Here is a 24450-nt window from a genome sequence, read left to right as displayed (position 1 = left end):
GAAAATCCTCCCGGTGACCGAGGAAGCGTTAGCGACGATGCAGGAATGTAATGTTAGATGATGTCTACGACCTCTTCGAGTAACCTAGCACAAGTTTCTGTATAATTTATTTAAACTTTAGCTTATAAATAATCTCACCATATTGATTCTCGTTATCTTGATTAACAAATCCGAAGTTCTCGTATAGCTTTCTAGCATGATTATTACTTTTTTCGATTGTTAGAGATATTACTTCGCATTGTCTGTGCGTTTCTTGAATGAATTCTACTATTCTTTTAAGAGATTGTGTTCCGAGTCCCATTCCTTGATATTCCTTGTCAATTTGAAAACCACCGATCCAGTAATTATTCGTACTATTAGGTGTATAGGAAAGAAAAAAATGTCCGAATGTTTTATCATCCTTGCACAAAATATATGGATCAAATGCCTCATCCCATGGTTTTATATAGGCCCATGCTAATGATTCGATAATAGGAGACACAAACTTTTCTTGTGATTTATGTAAAGATATTGAGAGAGCTTCTTCCCAATTATGTTTATCAATTGATTCTATGCGGATTAGATTCATTTTTTATATTCCTTTCGATTTTCCATCACAATTTTTTCGTTGATTTCAGCTAACGTTGCGCATTCCTGACGTTCAAGCAGCTTAAGTGACCGCAGGGAACGGGTCGTCAGACTTCGCTGGTTGAATGTATCGCCTGATTAATCTCCCTGAAGCGATCAAGGGCGAATGCCCGCAGTAGGAATGCGGTGTTATATGCTGTAGCTGCCATCTTCGAATTAACTTCCATTATCTTTGATTTTTCAGAAGTAGACAGGTTCAGAACCCCAACCTAAATATGCCCCAAGCCCATTTTCATAATCTTTATTTGATTGTTCAAGTGACAGTATACTAGCTTCATCTAATAAAGCTAATATCCTCTCCAGATCAATTAGGGACAGATTGGTATTAACGATATCTGCAACTACTTGAATTGCTTTATAGGAAAATAAATGTGCATCTAAGTAATAACTATCTCCAATATTCTCAACTATTCCAAAGTCATCAATTGTTACTGAACTATTTTTTATCAACTCAACTGTTTTTTGAGGAACAGCAAAAAGGTTCTTATCAATATTTTTACTATTATTTTTCACTCTTACACCACTAAGGAAACTTCGATGTTGCAATGTATCTCTTAAAGGATAAAATAGTTGAATCAAGTTCCTTGTATCCACATCCGTGAGATAGTCATATATTGGCATGTTGACTAACTTCAGATTATTTAAAAATTTTGTTGATTCTTTGTTTTCAGGTATTTTTATTCCTATTTCCATTTTCGAAAGATTTAATTCGTAAAGATGTTTTATTATCCAGGCAAGGTCATCAAATATACCAGTAACCAGCATTATGAAATAAGCAAAATGATATAACGTATTTTTCTGAGTATCATTATTTGCTTTTTTTAGATCATGAAATGATAGATTATCATAAGTTCTACATAGGAATTCAAGCCTTTGTGAAAGACTACTGAATTGTTCAAAGAAGTCATCACTTATTACAGAATTTGCAGAAACAACAACACTCCAGGCATATTGATATTTCTTAAAAAGAGTTTTAAACCGGTAGAGATAATAATACCCCTCATTTACAGTGAAATTTTTGCCTACGAAGAATAATTTATTATTTACTAGTAACAACCTGATTAATTCCATTCCATATTTGGGACTAACTAAATTTTTCTGACTTTTAATATCATCATTCAAAATCGGATTTTCATCATTGATAACAAAATAATCGAACTCTTCTGCGGCAAATATATCTAATAAACTTATATCACTGTTTTTATATTTAATATTTTTCTTGTCTTCTTCACCAAACAAGACAATCTTTTCAAAATTTTCTGACTTTAATGTAAAGAAATTCTTTTTTTCGTTATCGCAGTAACTATACTCAGTTAATTTCACACCCTGATACTCCTGTAACTTTTCAACCAAAATAGTATCTTCTGTAGGAGAACATACAACATTAATGAATGGAAAAATACCTAGTTTGAGTATTTTCGAAACATTGCTCTCCTCTACGAGAATATCAGCTTTTAACTTGTTAGAATGAATAAATATTGAAATAACTGGCTTAATAATATCTGACATATCCCTATCAAAAGGATTTTCATTATACATACAATCTCTCCAACTTAATGTAAATTTATTTTTTTGTCTTTACAGCTATTGCATATAACGTTGCGCATTTCTGACGTTCGAACGGATTAAGGACCTTAGGTCCGGGTGGCTCTGCCACTTAGCCGGTTGGATGTGTCGCCTGAGTCTACTCCTTGAAACTCCTCAAGCGACTGAGAAGCGTTAGCGACGATACAGAAATGCATTGTTATAGGATGCTCCTGACTTCTTGAATTCACATTAACAATATCTCTTTATTAGATTTTTCTTTTCCTTTTAATCTTTCATATCTTTTAGCTCCCTCATACATCTCTGAATAAAAAAACATCATTATCATAATTTCTTCTTTATTATCCTTAGTTGTTATTCTTTTGTTAATTTGATCTATATAGTCCTTGAAAAAGCTAATATCAATGTTTCCTCTGTAATTATCGACTATTCTCGTTAGTTCAGTTAATTGGTTTCTTAATTCCAAAAATAAGCCTAAAAGATATTTTTCTTCTAGCCCATCAGTTCCATCATGTTCTTTTGTGATACTTTGTAGGTAATTCCAATTATCTATAAACCAATTATCATCTTGAGTGATTGATTGATAGAATGGCTCGTAGAAAACTAGTTCTTCCTGTATTAATTTTATTTGTTTTTGTGCTTTTTTTCTCTGAAAGTATTTTAATCTCACCAAGATTACTCCCTCTCAAAGGTTTATTCTGATTTACAGGAGTTTCCTATAACGTTACTGTATTCACGACGTCCCACCGACTTAAGGCTCCGCCAGGAGCCGGCTGCGCTTGCGCAGTTAGTCGGTGCGGATGTGTCCGCTGAACCCTCTTCCCTGCCGATCGCTTCTCGCGGACCGAGGGCCGTCAGGACCGAAGCGTGAATATGATGTTATATGAAGGAGTTGCCATCATTGAATTACTACCAAGACATATTCTGAACTAACGGCTGTACAAAAACTCCTGAACTATTAATGTCAATTTCTCTTATCCATTTATAAATATTCTCTGCAGCACTGGCCGGATCGGTATTTGCGTCAGTTGATCGACCTCTAGTTAATAACTGTCCTGGATGAATAGCACATACAGTTATGTTATCTTTCTTCAATTCTTGACCTAGACATATCGTAAACATATTCTGGGCTGCCTTAGCCATCCTATATGAATATGAAAATCCTCGATCTTTAAATTCTCCGGTTGCCATACGAGTTAATGAACCTAATCTTGATGAGACATTAATTATCCTTGGATTATTTGATTTTCTCAAATGTGGAATACTTGCTTGAACTGTTCTGATTGCTCCTAAACAATGAATATTAAATAGATTGTTTACCTCTTCTGTTCTTACAGTTTCTATTAAGTATTCAGTTCCCGATATGCCTGCATTATTAATCACAATATCAAGAGAATGAGCGGTATTGTCTAAAATCATCCTTATTCTTTCAATTGAATCATCACTAGTTAAATCTGCTACTATTGGATAGCACCTTAAAGGAAATTGAACTCTTAATTGTTCTGCTGCTGCTTCGGTTCTAACTACCGGAAAAGTGTTAAATGAACTTGAATAAAATACTTTTTGCAATTCGAGGCCTAATCCTCGATTGGCACCAGTTATTAATACATTCTCCATCGAATTCCCTCCCGAAAAGTTTAGCAACTCTTTCATATAACGTTTGGCATTCCTGACGTTCAAGCAGCTTAAGTGACCGAAGGGAACGGGTCGTCAGACTTAGCTGGTTGAATGTATCGCCTGCTTTTACTTCTCGGATATCCCTCTTGGCGATCAAGGGTGAATGCCCGCAGTAGGAATGTGATGTTATGAGATGTCACCGCCTTCAGCGAATCACTTTCAAGTTCTAATTCTGTAATTTCTTTGTTAAGTAGAGAACAATATCATGATCTATTACAACAGTTTCCCCATATTCAACATAATGCTGTCCATTATGTATCCCTTTACCATCTGGGACATAACCACGCTTTACATATAGCACTTGAGCATTACCATAATCAGAAAACACTCCTACTCCGATTCCAGCAACTGATGATCTTTCGCTTATTATTTCTTCGGCGCGATCCATCAATTTAGAGCCAATACCTAATCTTCTATACTTTAATAAAACGTTAAAGTCATTAACTTCTGGTATATTTTTCTCCCTAAATGCAGGATAATACGATTTCCAAATTACATTTACATACCCAACAAATTGTCCATTTACTTCGGCAATCAATGTCACTCTTTCCCCGTTGTTCTGTTCAATAATATATCTCTCATAAAGAGAAATAGGTTTGTCCCAACATTGTTCTTTAAAAGCATCCGAAATAATTCTCGGATCATTTTCAGTTACTTGTCGAATTGATATGTTCATATTTGATCTCACTTTCTTTATCATGATTTTCTTGTTTAGCGGGGATTTCTCATAACGTAAAATCTGCGACACATGTCGTTTAACCCTCTCTATTCTGAGGGATCTCTGTTAAACGTATCGTTGCCTCGGCTCAGAACAATTTGATCTAAAGGACTGATGACCTTTCTTGCATCCTTGATGCTGACATGGGTATAGATTTGTGTGGTTTTGATGCTTTCGTGCCCGAGAAGTTCTTGGATGTATCGTAGATCCGTACCACCTTCAAGTAAATGTGTAGCGAAAGAATGGCGTAACGTATGAACAGTTGCTGGTTTGCGAATACCTGCTGCATCACGTGCAGATTCAAACACGCGTTGAATCGTTCTTTCTGTAATATGTCGATCACGATCCGCACCAGGAAATAACCAATCCAATGGAGTTTCTCTTTTCACATAAATGCACACCATCTCATAAGCAGATCTCGACAATACCGTGACCCGATCCTTCATCCCTTTTCCTTGCCGGACATGGACTAAGAATCGTTCATAATCTAAATCATGCAATTTAAGACGCACCACTTCCCCAATTCGAAGACCAGAAGAATAGGTTAACATCACAATTGTCTTATGCTTAATGTTATGTAATTCTGCGAAAATACGTAGCACCTCATTCACCGATAAAACAGCTGGAAGCTTTTTTTCTTTCTTAGGTCTAGGAAGCTGTCGCACCAATTCTGGACGATTACAGACCTTCCCAAGAAAAAATTTCAAAGCACTCAAAGCTTGATTGATATACGAATATGAGCATTTCTGATCGAACAAACCTAATACATACGAGTGCACATGGCTTTCATTTAATTCCAGAATAACTTCAGAATGACTTTGACAGAAACGTCGGATATGTCCTTCATAAGCCTTTTTCGTCTTTGGACTGAATCCTTTAAGAGTCATCAGATTCGTTGTTCGTACATTGGCTTGGTAGCCCTTTGTTGTAATGCTAAGTAACAAATCCTGACTTTGAGTAACAAAGATCACTTCATTCATACTCCTAGTATTAATTCAATATTCAACCTATAATCCCTGCCCTCCCAGACCTCTATCCGATCTGCACATGAAAGTGTCACGCGAACATCTTCGTCGACTGGAGACTCAAGTTTCTATTTAACAACAAAAAAGACAGCACCCAAATTGGCGTGACTGTCCCGATACTTTCAGGTATTATTTCATAACAACGCGATACCACTTCTTGAATAACTCCCACATTACAACTCATTAATCATATGAATATCTAATGGTTCTTTATTAAATAGTTCTATATCTGTATCTTCTGTAATCTGACTTCCATGACTCTTATAAAATGATACCGCCGACCTTGTCTCCGTCGAAGAAATATACAGATACTTAGCTCCCCTGTTTCTTGCTCCTTCTTTTAACTCATTTAATATCTGGGTTCCAATCCCTTGTCTTCTATAGTTGTTAGAGACATACATTAAATCGATCTGCAATTGATCTTGATTAGGCCCTCTGAATTGGTGAGCAAGAACTCCGAATCCAGCTAATGTGTCCCCGTCAAATGCTCCGATGGACAATCCTCCGTTACGTAATTCACACAAATATCGTTCTTGTATTTCCTCGATCAACTCTTCATCCCAATTGGGGCATTCATGGTTCTTGATAATTTCAACGATTTGGCCATTCTGTAGTTCATATATGAGATCAATGTGTTCGGATCGGTCGATCTCCCTAAGTTTATTTACTTGCTCTTGAGTCATTATTTGATATGTAATCATAATTAACCTCCACTATTCATTCATCCCAATATACAAAATACGTCCCCAATACTGAACTTAATTCTTCTAGTATCGAATACGAAGGTAGGGCATTTACTGGCACTCTTTCATTCGTGATCAATGGCTCTGAGAGATACAGTTTATTAAGAGCTACTACGTGTGGATTTGAAGAAACCTTGGGTTGTGTACGCGTAACTATTATTTCATGTGGACTGTAAAACAAACGCCTAGCTTCCTCTTGTGTCAATTCACAACGTAGTAATAAAGATTCAAGACTAGCATCCGTCATTTCACTAATAGACTCAACTGACACCATATTTTCTTTAATCAGTTGAGTAACTAAATACTTCAGAATGGCACTTGGACCCATGTTCTCTCCGGAACAATGAAATTTGGCTTCTGAAATAATAAATTGCAATAATGTTTCAGCAGTTTCCGCATCCGTTGAGATATAATTCCCGTCTAGTTCAAGTCTGGCTAATAACTCGGTTGACGACTTAAGGAGCCCTGTTATTTGCGCACTCCTAACCCATGAATCAAGATGATCCAAGTGGATTTTATTATCCTTATTCCGTAAGGGGCTCGTTATATTTCCCTCTATTAAATCTAGGATTACACGAGGGTCAAAGCCATATTTAATAAGAATTCCGCTTATCTCTGAAGAGTATAATAACTCATAAGTTCGTTTATGATGGTCACAACCTTCAATCTGCTCAAGAACATGGCTGAACGGACAATGCCCAATGTCATGTAATAGCGCCGCAACCCTTAGTTCATACCAATCAGGACAATAATAAGCAACTAATGAGAATACCCCTATCGTATGTTGAAGTCGAGTTGCCACATGGTGTGTGTTAATGTAGCTAGAACCACTATGATGAATAAATTGTAGCCTCCGGACAGGTGAAGATTTAAGCAAGCAAGATTCTATTTTTGTTAAGCTTGTAGTAAGTCCCCATAATGGCTCCCATAATTCATGACCACCCATTAATTGTGCAATATATCTAGTATTTAATTCACTCAACCTTTTCCCCTCCGATACCCTAACTGTATGTATTCCTGTTCTCTGTTTTCATTTGTATAGTGATTACTTTTCTTCCTTCTAGCATCTTTATCTTCATATCGAAGGGTTTGAACCCATTCTTATAATAAAATGCCAATCCTCTTGAGTTAGTGTTGTGACATGATAACTGTATGGTATGGATACCGAATTTATTTTCAGCTTCTTGTATCATCATTTGGACTAAAAATTCAGCTGCTCCTTTGCCCCTATATTCCGGGGATACGATGACATTACCTAACCAACACGAACAATCACTAGGATCATGTCCATACAAATTGGCATAAGCTACTACTTTATTCACCACAGCATCTATGACAGCGATTGGTTCAAATCTATCCTTCAATAATTCTAAGATTTGTTCAGATGTTAAAGGGTACTTAAATCTTGGGCTGACAAAATACAATTCTTCTTCCGTTTGAGGAAACTCACAAATGGTATCCAAATCGTCATGACTAAGTCTTCTATGTGTGTACACCTTAGTTCTGCTCCTTTCTTTAATTAAAGGTTTCACAAAAACTTTTTTCAAATCATCCTAATATATCTACATTCGTGAAAATTGACGTATTCCCCTTCTAACTCAATCATTTCATTAACGAATAAGAAACTTAACACAAATAAAAAAGCCACTTTCGTGGCCTCATTTCACATTTAATTCGTTATAATAATGGCATTATTCTTGCTATCCCATGTCACTTGAATGCCAGACAGATCTAGTATATTCCGTAGTGGCAGCATGACTGTTGATCCTTGATATCGTGAAGGTGTAATGGTGATTTCTTTGCCGTTAACTGTTGCTTTGTCTGTGAGTGGCTTATGGATGATCGTTCGATCACCAATGATGATGGTTGTTGTCTGAGTCTGATTATTCCAATCCACTTTAGCCCCCAACAACTCTAAACATTCTCTCATAGGAATGAAGATGCGGGAATCTTCAATCGCAAATGGACTATTTAATTTCCGTTCCTCACCGTTAATAACGACTTTCCCCTCAAACACTTTGAGTCCCAATGGATAACCATTGTTCTCAGCAATCTGTTCAAATGATAACTTAGATGAAGTTATGACGGCGTAAGAATTCACTTGCACTTGTGTAAATAGTTCGTGAATCTCATCATTGTGCATCCGGATGCATCCAGCACTGACGTACTTACCAATAGAGTTCTCATTGCTATTTCCGTGAATAGCATACGTTGTTCCCTGCGTACCATTCACTTCGAGCCCGATCCAGCGATCCCCCAACGGATTACGAGGATCCCCTCCAGGGATTTTATCTTTGTAGTACGGTCTATTTTTGATTTTGTTCGCAATCCTGAATTTCCCTTCTGGCGTTAATTCGGGATTCTTCCCTGTTGCAACAGCAAATTGTCTTTCCAGTTTCCCATCTCTAAAGAAAGCCAATGTATTGGTTTTCTTATTCACCACAATTAAATCAGAATTGATTGAGCTGGCATTCGCTTTTTCTGCAAATGGCGTCACCCACAGCAAAAGAATTGCAATTGTAAACGCAGCGATGCGTTTAATATAATGAGACAGTGCGCAAAACCTCCTTTTTACTACTATATTATTGTAATGTCCGTCCTACGACAGAAATCACAATCAAAATATAAGTATTTGACTGAAGTTGAACCGATTAGGGTATACGAATAGGATGTGCGACAATGAGTTAATATGAAAGACACACATAATCCAAATGATCTAGGAGTAGTTGATAACTATGATTTCACACATCACATACCTATCCGATGGGTTGAAGGTAAAAGGATACCTTAGCTTGCCGCATGGTTATGACCTACCTACAGCGGAATTAGCGTCTTTAATTGGTCAATCGTATAACTCCACAGAACTTCCAGTAACGAAATTGGCCAGCTCTGTACCTCCAACACAACAGGATCTTCGATCAGAACAATGGCCTGTATTGATTTATTGTCGTGGCGGCATTGGTAAAGTCGGACGAGTCAAGACGGACTGGCTAGAGCAATTTTCAAATTACGGACATATTATCTTTGCTCCTACCTATCGAGGTAATGAGGGTGGCGAAGGTCGTGATGAATTCGGTGGGAGCGATCAAGAAGATGTTCTATCTGCCTATCGTCTTATGGAGGGTCTTCCTTTTGTAGATAAGAATCGAATTTCTATCATGGGATTCTCACGTGGGTCCATCAATGCAACACATACGGCAGCAAACATATCGAACGTGCACAAATTAATCTGTTGGGGTGGTGTATCTGATCTCGCACAAACCTATGAAGAACGTGTTGATTTACGTAAAATGTTAAAGCGCGTCATTGGCGGCACACCTACCAAAGTACCTGAGTCCTATGAGATACGCTCACCTCTAGGTATGGTAGAACAACTACATTGCCCTGTACTTATTATGCATGGCACAAAAGATACTCAAGTCGATTTCAGTCACGGGTTACATATGTATAACAGACTTATCGATGTTGGCGTACCTGCTGAATTTCATAAATATGAAGACGGCGACCATCACCTCCCACTCGACACCCATCTACTCGCTATTGATCGAATGTTCCAGTGGATTAATGCCTAGGGTTACATCCCTTTTACAATGTATATGACCTATTCGTCACATCTCGTTGAATATCCTCTTGCTTAAGAAGCAATCTAAATAAATTAACAAATAAAGAGATCTTCTTCTGTATACTATAATAAGAGCTAATATCACCTACATATAGATTGGAGTGAATAGGATGAAAGCAATATGTGTATTTGCAGGTTCCAATCTTGGGAACCATCCGGATTACCAGTTGAAGGCTGCTGAACTTGGGTTGTATATGGCGCAAGAGAAATATCGCTTAATCTATGGTGGGTCCAATATGGGGCTGATGGGTGTAATCGCGAATACGGTTATAGCACATGGTGGTGAAGTGACTGGCATCATGCCAAAGGGATTATTCAAAGGCGAAATCGTGCATCAAGAATTAACTGAATTCATTGAAGTTGAAGGCATGCACGAACGCAAAGCCACCATGGGTAAATTAGCAGATGGATTTATAGCTTTGCCTGGTGGATTCGGAACATATGAAGAATTATTCGAGGTTCTGTGCTGGTCACAGATTGGAATTCACAACAAACCGATCGGTATTTTAAATGTGTGCGGTTATTTTGATCCACTATTAAATATGATTAATTACAGTGTAGAAGAAGGTTTCTCTAAGCCTTCAAATCTGAGTTTGATTAACGTGTCGAGCGATCCTATAGAACTTATCCAACGTATGGAGAATTATGTTCCACAGGAAAGTGAGAACAAATGGAAGCAGGTCAATTAACAACCATGCTTTAAATGTATATCATATCTCAAGTATCCCCTCCATCATGTTGGTGGCTGGGATGCTTTTTTTTTCGTCAAAAATCCCTACAACAATAAGAAGTATAAACCCTGAAATGATGAGTACCGTTCCACTAAATATAGCTCCAACACCCCAGGAATACATGTAAAATAACTAGTATTATAGAGGTCCAAACTCAGTCATTCCAAATAGTAGACCCTACTATGTTAATTATATTTCTTCATATAGCAGCCTGAATATAACAATTATTACACTGAAGAATGCATCTTCGATCATACGTCACCTTGTGAGAACGTCATGTCAGTCAAACACGTCACCGCGTCACATTAAGCACTTGCATTCCTTTTCTTACCACGCATATAATGAGACAAATTCATCTTATTTACAGACCATGATGGAGACAAGTAGTCCACTGCACCCTAACAGGGACGGTACGCCACAGATTGAGAGCGGACCGACAGGAGTTGCACGGATGAAATTCACTCCAGAGTCGACTTCCTGAACGCACCCGGGTTGCAGTAAGGAAGTCCGGCACACGCCGTTATCGTGTTAAGTGAGAAACCAAAACATTTTGGCTGTCTAACGAGGGTGGTACCGCGGATATATTTCCGTCCCTTGCGAGACAGCCTTTTTATTTTATTAATTAATGATTATACAAAACGGAGGTTATGGAGAAATGAATACACATTTAGATCAATTAAGAAATGAACTACAAGAGGTTAATCATCAACTGTTAACGTTATTGAATGATCGCGCTCGCATTAGCCACGAGATTGGCCTAATCAAAGAAAAACAAGGTGTACCTAAATTTGATCCCATTCGTGAAAAAGAAATGTTGGAGCATCTTGTTGCCAACAATCAGGGTCCCTTCGACAATAGTACGGTTAAACATTTGTTCAAAGAGATTTTCAAGGCTTCGCTCGGTGTTCAAGAGAAAGAACATAAACGTACGTTACTAGTCAGCCGTAAACAACACGAATCCAATACGGTTATCCCTTTGAAAGGAAATACGATTGTCGGTAACGGTTCCCCTATTATGGTGGCTGGCCCCTGCTCCGTTGAATCGATGGAACAATTACGTACTGTCGCAGCGGCTCTTAAAGCGGCAGGTGTTACGGTCATGCGTGGAGGGGCCTTCAAACCCCGCACATCTCCGTATGATTTCCAAGGACTTGGAATTGATGGATTAAGAATGTTGAAGGAAGTTGGGGATGAATTCGGGCTTTCGATTATCAGCGAAATTGTCCACCCTGCACATATGGAGATCGCAGCTGAGACCATTGATGTCATCCAGATTGGTGCGCGTAACATGCAGAATTTCGAACTGTTAAAAGCCGCTGGAGAAGCCAGAATTCCCGTTCTACTCAAACGTGGACTCGCCGCAACCCTTGATGAATTCATTCATGCCGCAGAATATATTCTTTACCACGGCAACTCCCAAGTGATGCTGATCGAACGAGGCATTCGCACCTATGAGACAGCGACACGCAACACCTTAGATATTTCGGCCGTACCTTTGTTGAAACAGGAGACTCATTTACCTGTCTTAGTAGATGTAACACACTCTACCGGGCGTAAGGATATTTTCCTACCGTGTGCCAAAGCTGCACTTGCTGCAGGAGCCGATGGCATCATGGTCGAAGTTCATCCTGATCCACAAACGGCCCTATCTGACGCCAATCAGCAGCTCGACATTCCACAATTCAACGACTTCTGGAGTGGGCTTCTGGAATCTGGTTTGTTCCATCGTTCGAAATAACTCAGAGAATATTGTTCATGGCGACAAAGAGACAATCTAATATAGCCAATAAACAATTCATATGTTAATGACGCAGTAAAAATGGATAGAGTTCTCAGAATACATCTGAATCTCTATCCATTGTTTTGTTCATTTACAATATCATGTTGTTTTGTTATTGACTATATTGCCAGATATCTTTTCGATATGCACTTGGTGTACAACCGTATCGTTGCTTGAACGCCCGTTCAAAGTGAGGCACTGTGTTAAAGCCCGATGCATGGCATACCTCGGTTACCGTTAGGTGGGTAGAACGAAGAAGTGAGCTGGTGAATTGGAGTCTAAGCTTCTGTAGATAAATCTGGTATGATATGCCAGTTTGTTGATGAAAACATTCACTAAAATAATTGACGGAAAGAACTGCATGAGCCGCTACTTCATGCAAAGTTAGCTGTTCCCTGAAGTGATGGTGCATATAAACAAGCGCCTTTCGAATAGAAGGGTTCACTTGCATGGAATCGTGGCGTAATACGTCGCCTGCACTTGAGCGTTTGCTGCACACTCGGATAAGGTCAATGATCATTCTCTCTAATGTACCTTGAATGACTATTTCTGCTCCGAAGTCCGTCTGAACTGATTCCTCCCAAATTCTATTGCACTCTCTATCGATTTGGCTTGAAATCTCATCAGGGAAAATATGCATATACTGCGTTTCTCCGCGAAAGATCATTTCATGCACTTCGTACCTAATAAATCGCTCTTCAAAAATAAGATCATATAAACAGATCGTTTCACCGGGATCCGGGATAATTTTGTGAAAATCAGCAGGTGTAAGCAGAAACATCATGCCTCGCTGTAAAGACATCTTCTCGCCATTTAACCAATGCATGCCTGTACCGGAAACGACGAACGCAATTTCGAAAAATTCATGCCAATGTGTATCAATATCTCGAGTAATCGTATGCTGAAATATTCGAAACGGGGATGAGACCGTCAAATAATTCTCATTCATCAATCGTTCCGGAGTTAAATTCGTATTCAAGATGATTGCTCCTTTCCTGTTTAATTGATACTTTAACTTAACATCCGAAAATATGCATACTTTTGCCGATACTAAGCGTAGTCCTGATGAGTGTTGAATGGTTATGATAGACCAATGATAAACATCACTGACAATGTCAGAAGGGATATGGTATCAATGGCACACATTATACAAGAAGAAGTAAAACATTACGAGGAAAATGGTTATCTGCTGTACAAGAATCAATTATTTAATCCTGAAGAAATGCAGGAATTATCGAACATTTTCGAAGAACAATGGGTAGCGGTAGGCAAGAAACTGAACAGTGAGCTCGATACGCCGCATTTTCGCGACGAGAGGCTTCTGAAGTTTCTGCTTAGCGATAAAGTTCTTGACTTAGTAGAGCCGTTAATCGGTCCGAATATTGGTTTGTGGTCAAGCCACTTCATTGCTAAGGAACCTTATGTAGGCAAGCAAACCCCTTGGCATGAAGATTCAGCTTATTGGAAAGGCAGATTGGATAGATTCGATAAAATCGTTACGGTTTGGCTTGCGATTGACGGAAGCAATAAAGAAAACGGATGTATGCGAGTCATCCCGGGGACCCACAAAGACGGTTTTTCGGAATACGAAAAGGTGAGCGAGGACAGCAATATTTTTAGTACCCAGATTAAAAATATCGACGATTCCAAATCAGTGTACTTCGATCTTGAACCAGGCGAATGTTCGCTACACGACTCACGTATTATACACGGCGCCGCAGCAAATACAAGTCCGTATCGTCGGTGCGGTTATACAATGAGATATTTTTCTACAGAAGCGAAAGTTATTCCCGACAAAAATCCAAACTTCAAGATCTGGCTTGCACGCGGTAAAAACATTGCTGGCAGCTCGTTTGTAAACGAATAAAACGTAGGCAAAGCGTAGGATGGAATTAAAGCTGTTTGAAGCTTTACGGGGTATGGACGGAAGTCATGAGTTTTTGATTCATTAATGTAAAAAGCCATGTAAGTGTTTACCCCGTTTAGTTAGTTTACTTAAACATTAAGGCCCAGGTAAAGACCTGGGCCTTAATGTTTAAGTTATAAATAGGTACTTTAGTTGATTACGTTCATAGACTATATATTTACCAAACAGGTCTTGACCTGGATGATAATTTTCCTTCATTTGCTTTATACACTAATTTTGTTAAATCTTCTTTGAGCATTTGCATTCGTTCGATACCTATGTCTTCAATCCAGCGTCCCTCAATCTCAGTTAGTATCTTCTCTTTGGCTTTCACTACCAACCAACCTCGTTCGGTCAAAATAATAATTTTTCCCCTCTTATCAGTGGGATGATTCTGACGTATTACATAACCACTTTTCTCAAGATAATCCACCATTTTACTTACAGCCTGCTTTGTAATGCCTAAATACTCTGCTAGTTCTATACCTGTTGCTCCACTAGTAGCCAAATATTTAAACATAAAGCCATGTGCAGGTCTAATATCTCCAAACCCTAATTCGCTCAATCTGCCATGTAGTTCATCAATCAATGCATTATAGGAAAATGACAAAAGTGATGTGAAATCCAATTCATTAAATATTTGATGATTCATACATATAACCTCCTTAGATAAAGTCAATTAAGTTGACTTTATTCAAGTCCCCATTGTACTATGTTGAGTATAGTCAATCAAATTGACTATACTCAACATAGTACAAGAAATAGGATTCACTGAAATAAAAATCAATAAATTATGGAGGTTATTCATGGCTAATATCGTTAAAATTAGAGGAAGTGTATTTGCACCATATGCTTGGTTGGAACCTATTAAAGATCCTACAACAGGAAAGATCTTCGAATATACGGGTGATGCACGCGAATTTACACCACACGCTGTAAACACAATGAGGTCAAGATTAGAGCAAGAAGTGATTATTGATTTTTATAAAAGAGAAATTTTCACATACGCTAACGCTTGTATGGTAACTGTTAAAATCACAAATTTAGACGGTGTAATTGATTTTAAAGAGGGAAAAACAAGTACAGAAAATATTGTATGTGAAAATGTTGTGTGGGGAGCTGATGACGTTTCTTTTGAAATGAGGGCAAGTGCTAGCAATCCTTTAAATACAGCAGCACCTGCAGCTGATTATTTATTAACGATACGTGTTAATAAAAGTGGTGTTGCGTATATTGAAGGCTCTCATGATGGGTTCCCTTGCTATGAATTTTATAAGCAAACAGATTTTGGTCCATTTGAATTAATATATACACATGATTTCAGAAAAACTGATGACACCCCTGCAGCACTAGCTGGAGAAATGGAATACAGTTTTAAAGCGAAGATTTAGATATAAATATTAATGAAAGAAATTGCAACCTATTTTGCTCTATGAGTCGATATTATTACCCAAAATAAATTTAAGAACAATAGAGGTGTGTCTCATGACTAATATCGTTAAAGTTAGAGCAAGTGTATTTATTCCAATGTCTTGGACAGAGGCTAAGAAGGATGTGCAAACAGGAAACGTAATCCAATTTGAAGGTGACTCACGTGAGTTTACACCATATGCTGTCAACGCTATGCGCTCCAGATTTGAACAAGAAGTAGTTGTAGATTTTTACAAAAAGGAAATTTTCACATATGCAAATACTGGCATAACAACAGAAAGAGTCACAACTCCAGATGGTTCTGTTAATCAGAAAACAGGAAAAGCTAGTACAGAAGGTATTTTGTGTACTGATATTGTATGGGGTTCTGATGACGTCAAGTTTCAAATGAATGCAAGTGCTAGCAATCCATTAAATGTATATGCACCTCCTGTTGACTACCTATTAATAGTACATGTCCAAAAAAATGGTATTGTTGATATTCAAGGTACACATGATGGATTCCCTTGTTTTGAATTTTATAAGCAAGTAAACTTTGGGCCGTTTGAACAAATTTATACACATGATTTCAGAGAAACTGGTGATACTCCTGAAGCTATGGCTGGAGAAATGGAATATCGTTTTAAAAAAATATTGTAAAATCAATGTGTCGACATAATGTCATCAAAAAAAGAAATATGAGTATGTAATTGCCTATGGTTCGTGTATGAATCAAGACAATTTTGCAGAATATATGACTACATGGGGGAACAGAAAATGACAACAGTTTTATTTGTAAAAGCCAACAATCGTCCAGCCGAACAATCGGTTAGCGTGAAATTATATGAAACTTTTTTAGCGAGCTATAAAGAATCACATCCAAATGATACAGTGCTAGAGCTGGATTTATACAATGAGGAATTGCCATACGTAGGAGTAGATATGATTAATGGTACATTTAAGTCTAGTAGAGGATTTGAATTAACAGCAGAAGAAGCAAAAGCAGTAGCTGTTGCTGATAAATATTTAGATCCATTCCTTGCAGCTGATAAAGTTGTATTTGGTTTCCCTTTATGGAATTTAACAATCCCAGCTGTACTACACACATATATTGATTACTTAAACCGCGCGGGCAAAACATTTAAATATACGCCAGAAGGTCCAGTAGGTCTTATTGGAAATAAAAAAATATTATTATTAAACGCAAGTGGCGGTGTATATTCTGAAGGACCAAAAGCTGAAGTAGAAATGGCTGTTAAATATGTAGCAAGTATGATGAACTTCTTCGGTGTAAAAGATATGGAGACAGTTGTGATTGAAGGACACAACCAATTCCCTGATAAGGCAGAAGAGATTATTGCCGCAGGGCTTGAAAAGGCTGTTAAAGTAGCAAGTACGTTCTAATTCACTTATATCTACTACCCCAATAAGGTGTAAAATAGATCCTTCGGCTTAAAAATCATCCAAATCTGTTTAGTAAAATAAGCGCTTTATTTTAACCTTAAAACTGTATTTACTTTCCTCTTAGACATCTGTATAAAAACCATTATTTTGTGAAGATGGAAGAAGGAGCTGCCGCGGCAGCTCCTTCTTTGTTTGTATAGAGTCCTTCATTAAGCTAACGTTACCCGTTAGCTTAATCTCACCGTCTAACTGCTTTAAGATATGTATCCTCAGTTTTTACTGCAATAGCCTCTTTCACGTCGTAATCTTTGATTTTATAAAGTTCAGTGCCGATCTGATATGCGTTTGAGAAAGCGTCTACAACATAGTGCTCGCCACTTTTATTTGAGTAAGACTTTACTTCTCCAACTTTTTGTTCAATGCCTTGGTCATCGACTTTTTCATCAGTTACCCAGTAATTTAATCCCTGAAAAATTATAATCTTCAATAATTGACTATCTGATGCTTCTGGTTTTTTAATATCAGTACATGATGATAATATGCCAATGGACAGGACAAATAATAAAAATATAATGAGTCTTTTCTTCAAGAAGATTATGCACCCCGTTCTTTTGGATTCAGTATTATCAGACGAATCCTAATTGCATTATGTTGCCGTAACCTGCCCGTTAGCCATGCATGCAGCGCAAGCGCCGCACCACAGATTATGGAAGTAAATGCATTCTTCATGCAAGCGCAATGAAGGCTGCCGTTTCTACTTGTCCGCAGCCTGTGCGTTGTTACTGAACTATTCTATTGAAACTCGTTAGTCACAATAATAAAATTGGTTGCCTTACGGAGCTGAATTGCTGATAACCGTCAGAAAACCATTCTTTGTTGCGGTAGCAATGAACTGATACAAAAAATTCCGATCTGAGGATCCCTGTTCCTTAAGCGTCAACACTCTGACGAGCGAAACTTGATATCGGGGCAAAGCCATGCAGCAATAGCAATAGCATGTGGAAGACAGCATCTCGTCAATGACCATCAGGATTTTCCCCTACTAGCACTTGAGCTCCGCGATCCCACGTAGCCTGGTCGCTTCGCCATCCATTGAGAAGACGACGCCCTTGAGGGCATAAAAAAATACATCCCCAAGGTTTACCACTACATAGCGATGTATTCTTCCATTAATCACTACTATTACGCTCCCCCTTCTCCTCTTCCCCCACCGCAACTAACCGGCTGGCAAGCGTCTTTCAAGAGATCAATTTCCTCCTTTTCCCGCAGGTCGTTTGTTCGAATTTGTTCAGAGGCCTTCGCATAGTTTTCCCATACAAGGAGGCTGTCCGCTTCTTCCCAAAACGTTAAATATTCGTTTTCAACCATATGGTATAGGCGGCTCCCCGCCGATAACGAATAGCCCCCTTGGACCGTCCAAAAGGGCTATTCCTCTTGCGGTTACGGCGATTCGTCTTTCGCGGCCGCTGCTCCGGATGGCGTCATCAAGCCTTGAACGGCGCCGAAAAATGGGCGGATAGACTTGATCATGCCGTGCCCCATCTTAAAGACCGGGACAAACCGTTGGATCATGCCGAACAGCCGTATGCCGCCGCCCAACGCGCCGCCAAGCCCTCCGATGCCGCCTGATCCCCCGAACAACGAGCCTATCATCGGTAGAAAGGCCGATACCTGGGCATCTGGCTTACGGGAGCGGGAACGGACCGAAGACTTGTGCGATCGAGAACGGACGGATGGCTTGCGCGAGCCACTTCGACGGCTGCCCGAGGCATGGGAGCCGGCCCTGTCCTGCATAGGCCGCCGGGAGCCTGGCTTCCCGGATGAGGAGCTCGGCTGAGCTCCGGCGCTGGCCAGCGTCAAGACGCTGCTGTTGACATCGGTAATGTAGCCGATGTAGGTCTTTCCGCTGTGCAGAGTAATGCATACCGGTCGACCCTGCAGCTGCTTGGCCCGTGCGAACACCTCTTTGGATTGTGCCATGGAAGTTCACCTCGTCTCACTGGTTATAGTTCATTGTACGCCAGGGGCGGGCTGCCTGCTTGTGCGAATGCAGGATGGGCATAAGTCCTCTTTGCTGCACCAACGCCGATTCTCGGGGCCCTGTGCGTAAAAGATCTCCCCGAAGAAAGGTCTAATTTCCGCCTAAAAGTTTATTTTTGAGCATCAAGAATAAACATCGATGCATCTTGTCCCATGAATATTTCTGTATCCTATTTTAGTCATAATGTCGGTTAGCTTTACTTGATTAAATCCGTTATGAACGATATCTGAAACTACTTTATCATTTTCATTAAAATCTACGATTAGTAGATGTCCACCTGCATTTAGAACATCAAGTAATCTTGATAAAACTAATTCAACATCCGTTCCTCACCGGTGTTCTGCATCACATCGAATGCATCAAGATTACTTGGATCACTTTTTGTGTCGTCTGCTTAGCGAACGCCTGTCTCTTTAGTAATGGAGTTTTTGTAGGCTGCAATTTTGTCTTTCAGCACCTTCTCTGTGGCTGTTAAGTTTCTGATTTGACTCTGAACAGAGTTTCTATGATCTTCGAGAAGGTTCAAGCGGGCTTGGGTCGTATGCTCTCCTTCTAAATATAAATGTGCATATTCTCTGATTTGTGAGATCGGCATTTGGGTTTGTTTCAACCTCATCACAAATCGCAGCCAGGCAAGATTTGAGTCATCATATACTCTTTCTCCACTCGGATTACGTATCGGAGCAATGATCCCTTCCTTTTCATAATATCTCAGTGTATGTGCGGTTATCCCCAATAATTTGGCTATATCGCTGATAGTATACATACAAGCCCCCGAATCTATGTTAATTTTAAGAGTCCCCCTAATTATAAAAAACATTTGACTTAGAGTAAACTCTAAGCTGTATGATTAAATCGTTGTTGGTTCACCATACATTCTTGTAGAAAACGGGAGGAAGTCACATGAAATATACTGTAGTTACAGGAGCCAGTTCAGGTATAGGTTATGAATCTGCTCTAGCTTTTGCAGCTCGCGGCAAAAACTTAATTGTTGTAGCCCGCAGAAAGGAACAGCTGGAGGAATTAAAGTCTGAAATCACTCGTATCTACCCTGATGTAGATGTCGTCATTCGAGCGACTGACTTATCCGTTTCCGAGAATGCTTATAAGCTGTATGAAGGTCTACAAGGGTTCCAAATCGAAACTTGGATCAACAATGCGGGATTTGGCAATTTTGCTTCAGTGGCCCAGCAAGATTTAGATAAAATATCTGCAATGCTGCATCTGAACATTGAATCGTTGACGATACTTTCCTCTCTCTTCGTTCGTGACTACTCCAATGTTGAAGGAACACAATTAATCAACGTTTCATCCGGTGGCGGCTATACGATTGTAGGAAATGCCATAACGTACTGCGCAACTAAGTTCTATGTGAGTGCCTTCACTGAAGGACTCTCTCATGAGTTGAACAGTCAAGGTGCACTTATGCAGGCTAAAGTGTTAGCACCTGCCGCAACAGAAACAGAATTCGCGAAGCATTCTTTCGATGTCACCGAATTCGAATATCACGGGACTGTGCCGAAGTTCCATACCGCGAAGGAGATGGCTGGATTCATGCTTGAACTGTATGACAACAATCGCGTTGTGGGGATTGTTAATGCTTTGACGTACGAGTTCGAGTTGAGAGATACAATTTATAATTATGTTGCGAGCACGCGATAGGCTCATCTCGTAATGTCAAGTTATGAAACATGGCCATCCTTCAACGGATGGCCATGCATAGACAATGATATGGTCTGTAGGGCGTTCACCAACCAATCTGATCATGCTTAACAAGATCAAGTCACCGAATCTCCCCCTATTTTCCTGACATATCGTAATCAGTTGCGGCATTTTTTTCATCAAGTCCATTCACCTCTTCCTCTGGATACCGCTCAGCGATTTTTTAGTTAGGTTGGTGAATGACTTCTGTCTATGTATTCCCACCAGGTAAAATCAATGCTTCGGAGCTATCATTCAATGTTGCACACAAATTTGATATCGGGCAGTATTTTCAACTTCTAAAGTTATTATAATTGACTTCGAGAAATCTCGAAGCCCGGGCATTCTATTGTACATTAGCCTTGAGAATCGCCAAATTCCCTATTTTTTAATTAACAAAGTTATCACGAAGAAATATGACTTTCTCACAGAAAAGAAGACAAGCTCTCTCCCTCAGAGAAAACCTGTCTGATTATAATCATATATTATGTTTTTCAAGTAACTGTTAACCAGTTACTTTAGATTCCTGACATTCAACTTCCGAAATACCGCTGTCAAATACTTCTTTACCGTTACTTCTGTGGTATACAAGTCCGCCGCAGATTCCCTTCTACTTTCGATAGATACGGACACCAGATCTTAGGGACAGCCCCATCTTTTATAAAAATTTCACTCTATTTATGATAGGGTTCACCTCGATTGATCTTAAACATTCCTGCCCGTTAGCTTAATCACAAACATAAAATACCCCGCCGACCAATTAAGGTTTGCGGGGTATTTGGACGATGCTTTCGGATTAAAAAAAATCCTACAGCTTTGAAGCTAAAATATCCTGAGAAGGCTTTTCAAACAGATGAAGAATAAGATATCTAATACACATGCGGAGGGATTAGATGAATCTGAAGGGTGAATTGCGTTTAGCTGTAGCAAGTAATCAGAAAGTCGCTGTAAGCTCCATAATGGAGAAATAATAACCGGAGTGGCAGAAGCATTCACAGCCTCTAGCGGTGCCAAGATCAGAACGAAAGAAGGTCCTACGTGGGTGCCTTTTGCAGAGGTCGAACATGTTTCGAGGGTTATAAATATTATTCGTTAACACACTAAGGCCCCGCCAGGGATTATCCTGCGGGGCCTTACCATATTCATCATGAAAATAAGAGGTAAATTTATAATAAGTGATTAACCTTAAGAGGAGATTATAATGAGGTTAGCACTAAATAAAAAAAAGCCCTACGAACCGAAGTTGGTAGGGCATAAATAGTGTTAGTAACCAAATTACTAAAAACCTGTGATGTTGCAACCACTATCCGTTTTGCGCTTGTCCTGAAGCTACACGCAGTGTATCAGCCAATCGCCCAATCTCAGCTTCAAAATCGTAATCTAGGCTACTTTGGCCGTTGTATGTGGGTTCTCCATAGTTACGAAGCACTTCTTTTCGGCTTGTTGGCATCCCAAGCACTTTATTGATTGGTTTGCACTACAGGAGAAGGATCAACAAGAATCGCTGCTACGATATCTTCGCGATAGTATACGTATACTGCTACGTATGTGTCCATGACAACCATAGAATAGGAACGATGTCCATCAGCCTTACCGTTCGTTGCTTCTACTGTTTCACGACGCATCCCCAGTGAAATTGGCATATCTTCTTCGTTACTAATTCCAATGATCTCTTCCACAGTAAAGGTTGGTTTGGTCGGATCAAGCTTCGTATATCGGTCTTCCATGGCTTGAGTAAAAGCTGCCTGTTCAACAGATCTGCTTTTGATTACCTGACGTGCTGATGCCAAATCTTAACGTATAGACGTCCGTACTACCCTTCACTTCTTGAATAGCCGTACCATAAATCTGTTTGAGTTTTCCGTTCGTGAGTTGAAACATATAATTATAAGTGTGCTCTTTCACTTCGGAAGGTTGGCCGAGCTTCGCCAAGACTTTCTTCCAAGGGGTTCCAAACTTAAATTGGCCATTTATTAATGATTCGTAACCCGTAGTATAATATGGAGGCTACTTTTTCGTTGAGATAGCCGACAAATAACGTGGAAGTGCTGCTGTAGCTATAGCCCTTGAAACTGGAGCTTTCAATTTCCATGGGCTTACCCAGAAGTTGGTCTACTGTTGTTTGGTCATTCCTGGTCGAATAGCTATCGGCTTTTTTTGCTTTAGGACCTGAATAGTTAAGTAAGGATGCTGAATGATGCTTCCGTTGACCACATTTGCGCTTGATGCAGCTGCGTTCACGTTAAGTGAATCAGAAACTGTAACCGTCCATAAGATCACGATCAAGATCATGATTGAAACAAGGTGCGTAACCCACCGACCACCATGCATCGTCTTTCTTTCTACCTTTGTGTTAATCTCCATTACCTTGTTCCCCTTCTATTACATTTCTGAAATTTGCTATATCCTCTCCAACTATTCAAGACAGCCATCGAACTATCTTGCCCGTTAGTTGAACAATTAACTAAGTATTTCTCCATTTCCTTAAGGGCTTATCGTCCCAAATTTGTACTTCTATATATCGTTCCGGCCCCTTAATGCCATCAGAGTTCCATTCTTGTGGTAATCCATATTCCTTTATAACTTCATATATTTCATTCAAAGTATAGACTTGGTTACGATATGGCTTTTCATCCTGATATCGCATAGTAGGAAATAAGTCACCATAAGTAAAACTTAAGGTATGCGTTTCGAATTCATTAATTGGAATTTCAATTTCTCTACCTATTGGATACCAATCCAAAAGCCAAGGGCATTTCCCAAAAGTCATGTAATGCGGAAGCCTTCGAATAGGTTTACCACCTTTCGAAATAAATAAATTTCTTGCCTTTAATTCGAGACCACGTCGAATTTGAAGATACTCTAAAGAACGTTTACTTGCAAATCCCTTATTTTTAAACCGAATATCGCTGAGGACTTGTTCTGCCTCATGGATTTCAAGATCAGATAAATTAACAAATGGACCTGTTGATTCATCAAAATAATGATAAAGTAATTCCATCACCATACATCCCACCAATTCATGGATAAACTGCTAAATAAAATAATATCACCTGCGATTGTTTTATTAAACAAATCTGCCTGTTAGCATAACAAAGAAAGGGAGTAGCTGCCACTACAAGCTACTCCTTATTTGTTCAACTAACGTGTCCCGTTAGCTTAACAACCTATCAACAATAAATGCTTACATTGGAGAGAAAATTCAAGAAGCTGTCCCAATTAAGAAAATGATAATCGCCGCTACTAAATATATCAAAAAGACTATCAAATTGCTTTTGGCTCTTGTTTCAAACGTTCTTATTAATGAGAATAAGGATATTAAAAGAAAGAAAACAACAAAATTAATCTCAAAATCACCTTTAAATGAAAAATATAGATAGAAAATAACAAACAGTGCTGTGATGATTTCCAAAGTCAGAAAGATAAGATTACGTTTTTTAGCTGGTTTAATTATTATTGAAATTCCCTCCATTTCATCATTGCTATATTACCATAAATTGAATCATTTGTTATTTTAACC

General features: G+C 39.1%; 30 protein-coding genes and 1 other annotated feature. Of the genes, 8 read left to right on the top strand and 22 right to left on the bottom strand.

The genetic code is table 11. The features are described 5' to 3' along the window. Positions 1 to 106 precede the first annotated feature (106 nt). From BW961_RS02945 to BW961_RS02900, 10 genes are all read right to left on the bottom strand, one after another. Positions 107 to 568 (bottom strand): GNAT family N-acetyltransferase, encoded by a 462-nt coding sequence (locus BW961_RS02945; protein ID WP_068592781.1) that lies wholly within the window; start codon positions 566 to 568, stop codon positions 107 to 109. Between the two features lie 239 nt (positions 569 to 807). Further along, a complete protein-coding gene (locus BW961_RS02940; protein WP_068592779.1) occupies positions 808 to 2166 on the bottom strand; it encodes a hypothetical protein in 1359 nt (452 codons plus the stop codon). Between the two features lie 232 nt (positions 2167 to 2398). After that, positions 2399 to 2842, bottom strand: coding sequence for a hypothetical protein (locus BW961_RS02935; RefSeq protein WP_068592778.1), 444 nt, complete (start codon positions 2840 to 2842; stop codon positions 2399 to 2401). A gap of 239 nt (positions 2843 to 3081) precedes the next feature. Next, positions 3082 to 3789, bottom strand: a complete 708-nt coding sequence (locus BW961_RS02930; protein WP_068592776.1) for an SDR family NAD(P)-dependent oxidoreductase — start codon at positions 3787 to 3789, stop codon at positions 3082 to 3084. A gap of 226 nt (positions 3790 to 4015) precedes the next feature. Continuing rightward, positions 4016 to 4525 carry a GNAT family N-acetyltransferase gene (locus BW961_RS02925; protein ID WP_082867747.1) on the bottom strand — a complete coding sequence of 170 codons (510 nt, stop codon included), beginning with the start codon at positions 4523 to 4525 and terminating at the stop codon, positions 4016 to 4018. A gap of 89 nt (positions 4526 to 4614) precedes the next feature. Continuing rightward, positions 4615 to 5547, bottom strand: coding sequence for a tyrosine-type recombinase/integrase (locus tag BW961_RS02920; protein WP_082867737.1), 933 nt, complete (start codon positions 5545 to 5547; stop codon positions 4615 to 4617). Between the two features lie 218 nt (positions 5548 to 5765). Continuing rightward, positions 5766 to 6293, bottom strand: a complete 528-nt coding sequence (locus tag BW961_RS02915) for a GNAT family N-acetyltransferase (protein ID WP_068592774.1) — start codon at positions 6291 to 6293, stop codon at positions 5766 to 5768. Between the two features lie 16 nt (positions 6294 to 6309). Further along, positions 6310 to 7317 carry an HD domain-containing protein gene (locus BW961_RS02910; protein WP_068592771.1) on the bottom strand — a complete coding sequence of 336 codons (1008 nt, stop codon included), beginning with the start codon at positions 7315 to 7317 and terminating at the stop codon, positions 6310 to 6312. A 19-nt stretch (positions 7318 to 7336) separates the two neighbouring features. Beyond that, complete coding sequence (locus BW961_RS02905) at positions 7337 to 7831, bottom strand: GNAT family N-acetyltransferase (RefSeq protein ID WP_068592769.1); 495 nt, start codon at positions 7829 to 7831, stop codon at positions 7337 to 7339. Positions 7832 to 8004: 173 nt separating this feature from the next. Next, positions 8005 to 8832: a L,D-transpeptidase family protein gene (locus BW961_RS02900; protein ID WP_244555854.1), complete on the bottom strand. Its 828-nt coding sequence runs from the start codon at positions 8830 to 8832 to the stop codon at positions 8005 to 8007. A 238-nt stretch (positions 8833 to 9070) separates the two neighbouring features. On the opposite strand from BW961_RS02900, the gene BW961_RS02895 reads away from it, so the two are divergent. The 3 genes from BW961_RS02895 to BW961_RS02885 all read left to right on the top strand — a co-directional run bounded on the left by BW961_RS02895 (position 9071) and on the right by BW961_RS02885 (position 12426). Next, positions 9071 to 9907 carry an alpha/beta hydrolase family protein gene (locus BW961_RS02895; RefSeq protein ID WP_068592765.1) on the top strand — a complete coding sequence of 279 codons (837 nt, stop codon included), beginning with the start codon at positions 9071 to 9073 and terminating at the stop codon, positions 9905 to 9907. A gap of 160 nt (positions 9908 to 10067) precedes the next feature. After that, positions 10068 to 10646, top strand: coding sequence for an LOG family protein (locus BW961_RS02890; protein WP_068592763.1), 579 nt, complete (start codon positions 10068 to 10070; stop codon positions 10644 to 10646). 403 nt (positions 10647 to 11049) lie between these two features. Further along, positions 11050 to 11286 (top strand) — a binding site (T-box leader). 57 nt (positions 11287 to 11343) lie between these two features. Further along, positions 11344 to 12426: a bifunctional 3-deoxy-7-phosphoheptulonate synthase/chorismate mutase gene (locus BW961_RS02885; RefSeq protein WP_068592761.1), complete on the top strand. Its 1083-nt coding sequence runs from the start codon at positions 11344 to 11346 to the stop codon at positions 12424 to 12426. Positions 12427 to 12580: 154 nt separating this feature from the next. On the opposite strand, the gene BW961_RS02880 is transcribed toward BW961_RS02885, so the two are convergent. Continuing rightward, a complete protein-coding gene (locus BW961_RS02880; RefSeq protein ID WP_082867736.1) occupies positions 12581 to 13447 on the bottom strand; it encodes a helix-turn-helix domain-containing protein in 867 nt (288 codons plus the stop codon). Between the two features lie 156 nt (positions 13448 to 13603). Here BW961_RS02880 and BW961_RS02875 point away from each other — a divergent pair, with 156 nt between their 5' ends. Further along, on the top strand, positions 13604 to 14335 hold the full coding sequence (locus tag BW961_RS02875; protein WP_068592759.1) for a phytanoyl-CoA dioxygenase family protein: 732 nt from the start codon (positions 13604 to 13606) through the stop codon (positions 14333 to 14335). A 217-nt stretch (positions 14336 to 14552) separates the two neighbouring features. Here the strand turns inward: BW961_RS02875 and BW961_RS02870 are convergent, their stop codons facing one another. Beyond that, the gene (locus tag BW961_RS02870) at positions 14553 to 15026 is read right to left on the bottom strand and encodes a MarR family winged helix-turn-helix transcriptional regulator (RefSeq protein ID WP_068592757.1); all 474 of its coding nucleotides are present in this window, start codon (positions 15024 to 15026) and stop codon (positions 14553 to 14555) included. 154 nt (positions 15027 to 15180) lie between these two features. Here BW961_RS02870 and BW961_RS02865 point away from each other — a divergent pair, with 154 nt between their 5' ends. From BW961_RS02865 to BW961_RS02855, 3 genes are all read left to right on the top strand, one after another. Continuing rightward, positions 15181 to 15765: a DUF3238 domain-containing protein gene (locus tag BW961_RS02865; RefSeq protein WP_068592755.1), complete on the top strand. Its 585-nt coding sequence runs from the start codon at positions 15181 to 15183 to the stop codon at positions 15763 to 15765. A gap of 94 nt (positions 15766 to 15859) precedes the next feature. Further along, on the top strand, positions 15860 to 16444 hold the full coding sequence (locus tag BW961_RS02860) for a DUF3238 domain-containing protein (RefSeq protein WP_068592753.1): 585 nt from the start codon (positions 15860 to 15862) through the stop codon (positions 16442 to 16444). A gap of 117 nt (positions 16445 to 16561) precedes the next feature. After that, positions 16562 to 17188 carry an FMN-dependent NADH-azoreductase gene (locus BW961_RS02855; protein WP_068592751.1) on the top strand — a complete coding sequence of 209 codons (627 nt, stop codon included), beginning with the start codon at positions 16562 to 16564 and terminating at the stop codon, positions 17186 to 17188. 238 nt (positions 17189 to 17426) lie between these two features. On the opposite strand, the gene BW961_RS02850 is transcribed toward BW961_RS02855, so the two are convergent. The 4 genes from BW961_RS02850 to BW961_RS02830 form a co-directional block, all read right to left on the bottom strand. After that, a complete protein-coding gene (locus BW961_RS02850; RefSeq protein ID WP_068592749.1) occupies positions 17427 to 17777 on the bottom strand; it encodes a hypothetical protein in 351 nt (116 codons plus the stop codon). 593 nt (positions 17778 to 18370) lie between these two features. Next, positions 18371 to 18556 (bottom strand): hypothetical protein, encoded by a 186-nt coding sequence (locus tag BW961_RS02845; protein WP_068592747.1) that lies wholly within the window; start codon positions 18554 to 18556, stop codon positions 18371 to 18373. 72 nt (positions 18557 to 18628) lie between these two features. After that, positions 18629 to 19168, bottom strand: a complete 540-nt coding sequence (locus BW961_RS02840; protein ID WP_068592745.1) for a hypothetical protein — start codon at positions 19166 to 19168, stop codon at positions 18629 to 18631. Positions 19169 to 19623: 455 nt separating this feature from the next. Beyond that, positions 19624 to 19995, bottom strand: coding sequence for a MerR family transcriptional regulator (locus tag BW961_RS02830; RefSeq protein WP_068535315.1), 372 nt, complete (start codon positions 19993 to 19995; stop codon positions 19624 to 19626). A 137-nt stretch (positions 19996 to 20132) separates the two neighbouring features. Here BW961_RS02830 and BW961_RS02825 point away from each other — a divergent pair, with 137 nt between their 5' ends. After that, entirely contained in the window at positions 20133 to 20891 is a 759-nt protein-coding gene (locus BW961_RS02825) for an SDR family NAD(P)-dependent oxidoreductase (protein WP_068592743.1), read from the top strand. 15 nt (positions 20892 to 20906) lie between these two features. Here BW961_RS02825 and BW961_RS30275 read toward each other — a convergent pair whose 3' ends face one another. The 6 genes from BW961_RS30275 to BW961_RS02805 form a co-directional block, all read right to left on the bottom strand. Then, positions 20907 to 21080, bottom strand: coding sequence for a hypothetical protein (locus BW961_RS30275; protein ID WP_212568129.1), 174 nt, complete (start codon positions 21078 to 21080; stop codon positions 20907 to 20909). A gap of 1153 nt (positions 21081 to 22233) precedes the next feature. Further along, on the bottom strand, positions 22234 to 22380 hold the full coding sequence (locus tag BW961_RS30270; protein ID WP_156510185.1) for a hypothetical protein: 147 nt from the start codon (positions 22378 to 22380) through the stop codon (positions 22234 to 22236). A 10-nt stretch (positions 22381 to 22390) separates the two neighbouring features. Further along, complete coding sequence (locus BW961_RS02820; protein WP_068592742.1) at positions 22391 to 22657, bottom strand: hypothetical protein; 267 nt, start codon at positions 22655 to 22657, stop codon at positions 22391 to 22393. 22 nt (positions 22658 to 22679) lie between these two features. Then, on the bottom strand, positions 22680 to 22862 hold the full coding sequence (locus BW961_RS02815; protein ID WP_068592739.1) for a hypothetical protein: 183 nt from the start codon (positions 22860 to 22862) through the stop codon (positions 22680 to 22682). A gap of 180 nt (positions 22863 to 23042) precedes the next feature. Further along, positions 23043 to 23294 (bottom strand): hypothetical protein, encoded by a 252-nt coding sequence (locus BW961_RS02810; RefSeq protein WP_068592737.1) that lies wholly within the window; start codon positions 23292 to 23294, stop codon positions 23043 to 23045. Positions 23295 to 23394: 100 nt separating this feature from the next. Further along, positions 23395 to 23931, bottom strand: a complete 537-nt coding sequence (locus BW961_RS02805) for a hypothetical protein (protein WP_068592861.1) — start codon at positions 23929 to 23931, stop codon at positions 23395 to 23397. Positions 23932 to 24450 lie beyond the last annotated feature (519 nt).

This window comes from Paenibacillus macquariensis (genome assembly GCF_900156375.1).
Lineage (GTDB): Bacteria > Bacillota > Bacilli > Paenibacillales > Paenibacillaceae > Paenibacillus_AQ > Paenibacillus_AQ macquariensis.
Note: the sequence above shows the minus strand (reverse complement) of the source record. Positions and strands in the feature narration are given on the sequence as shown.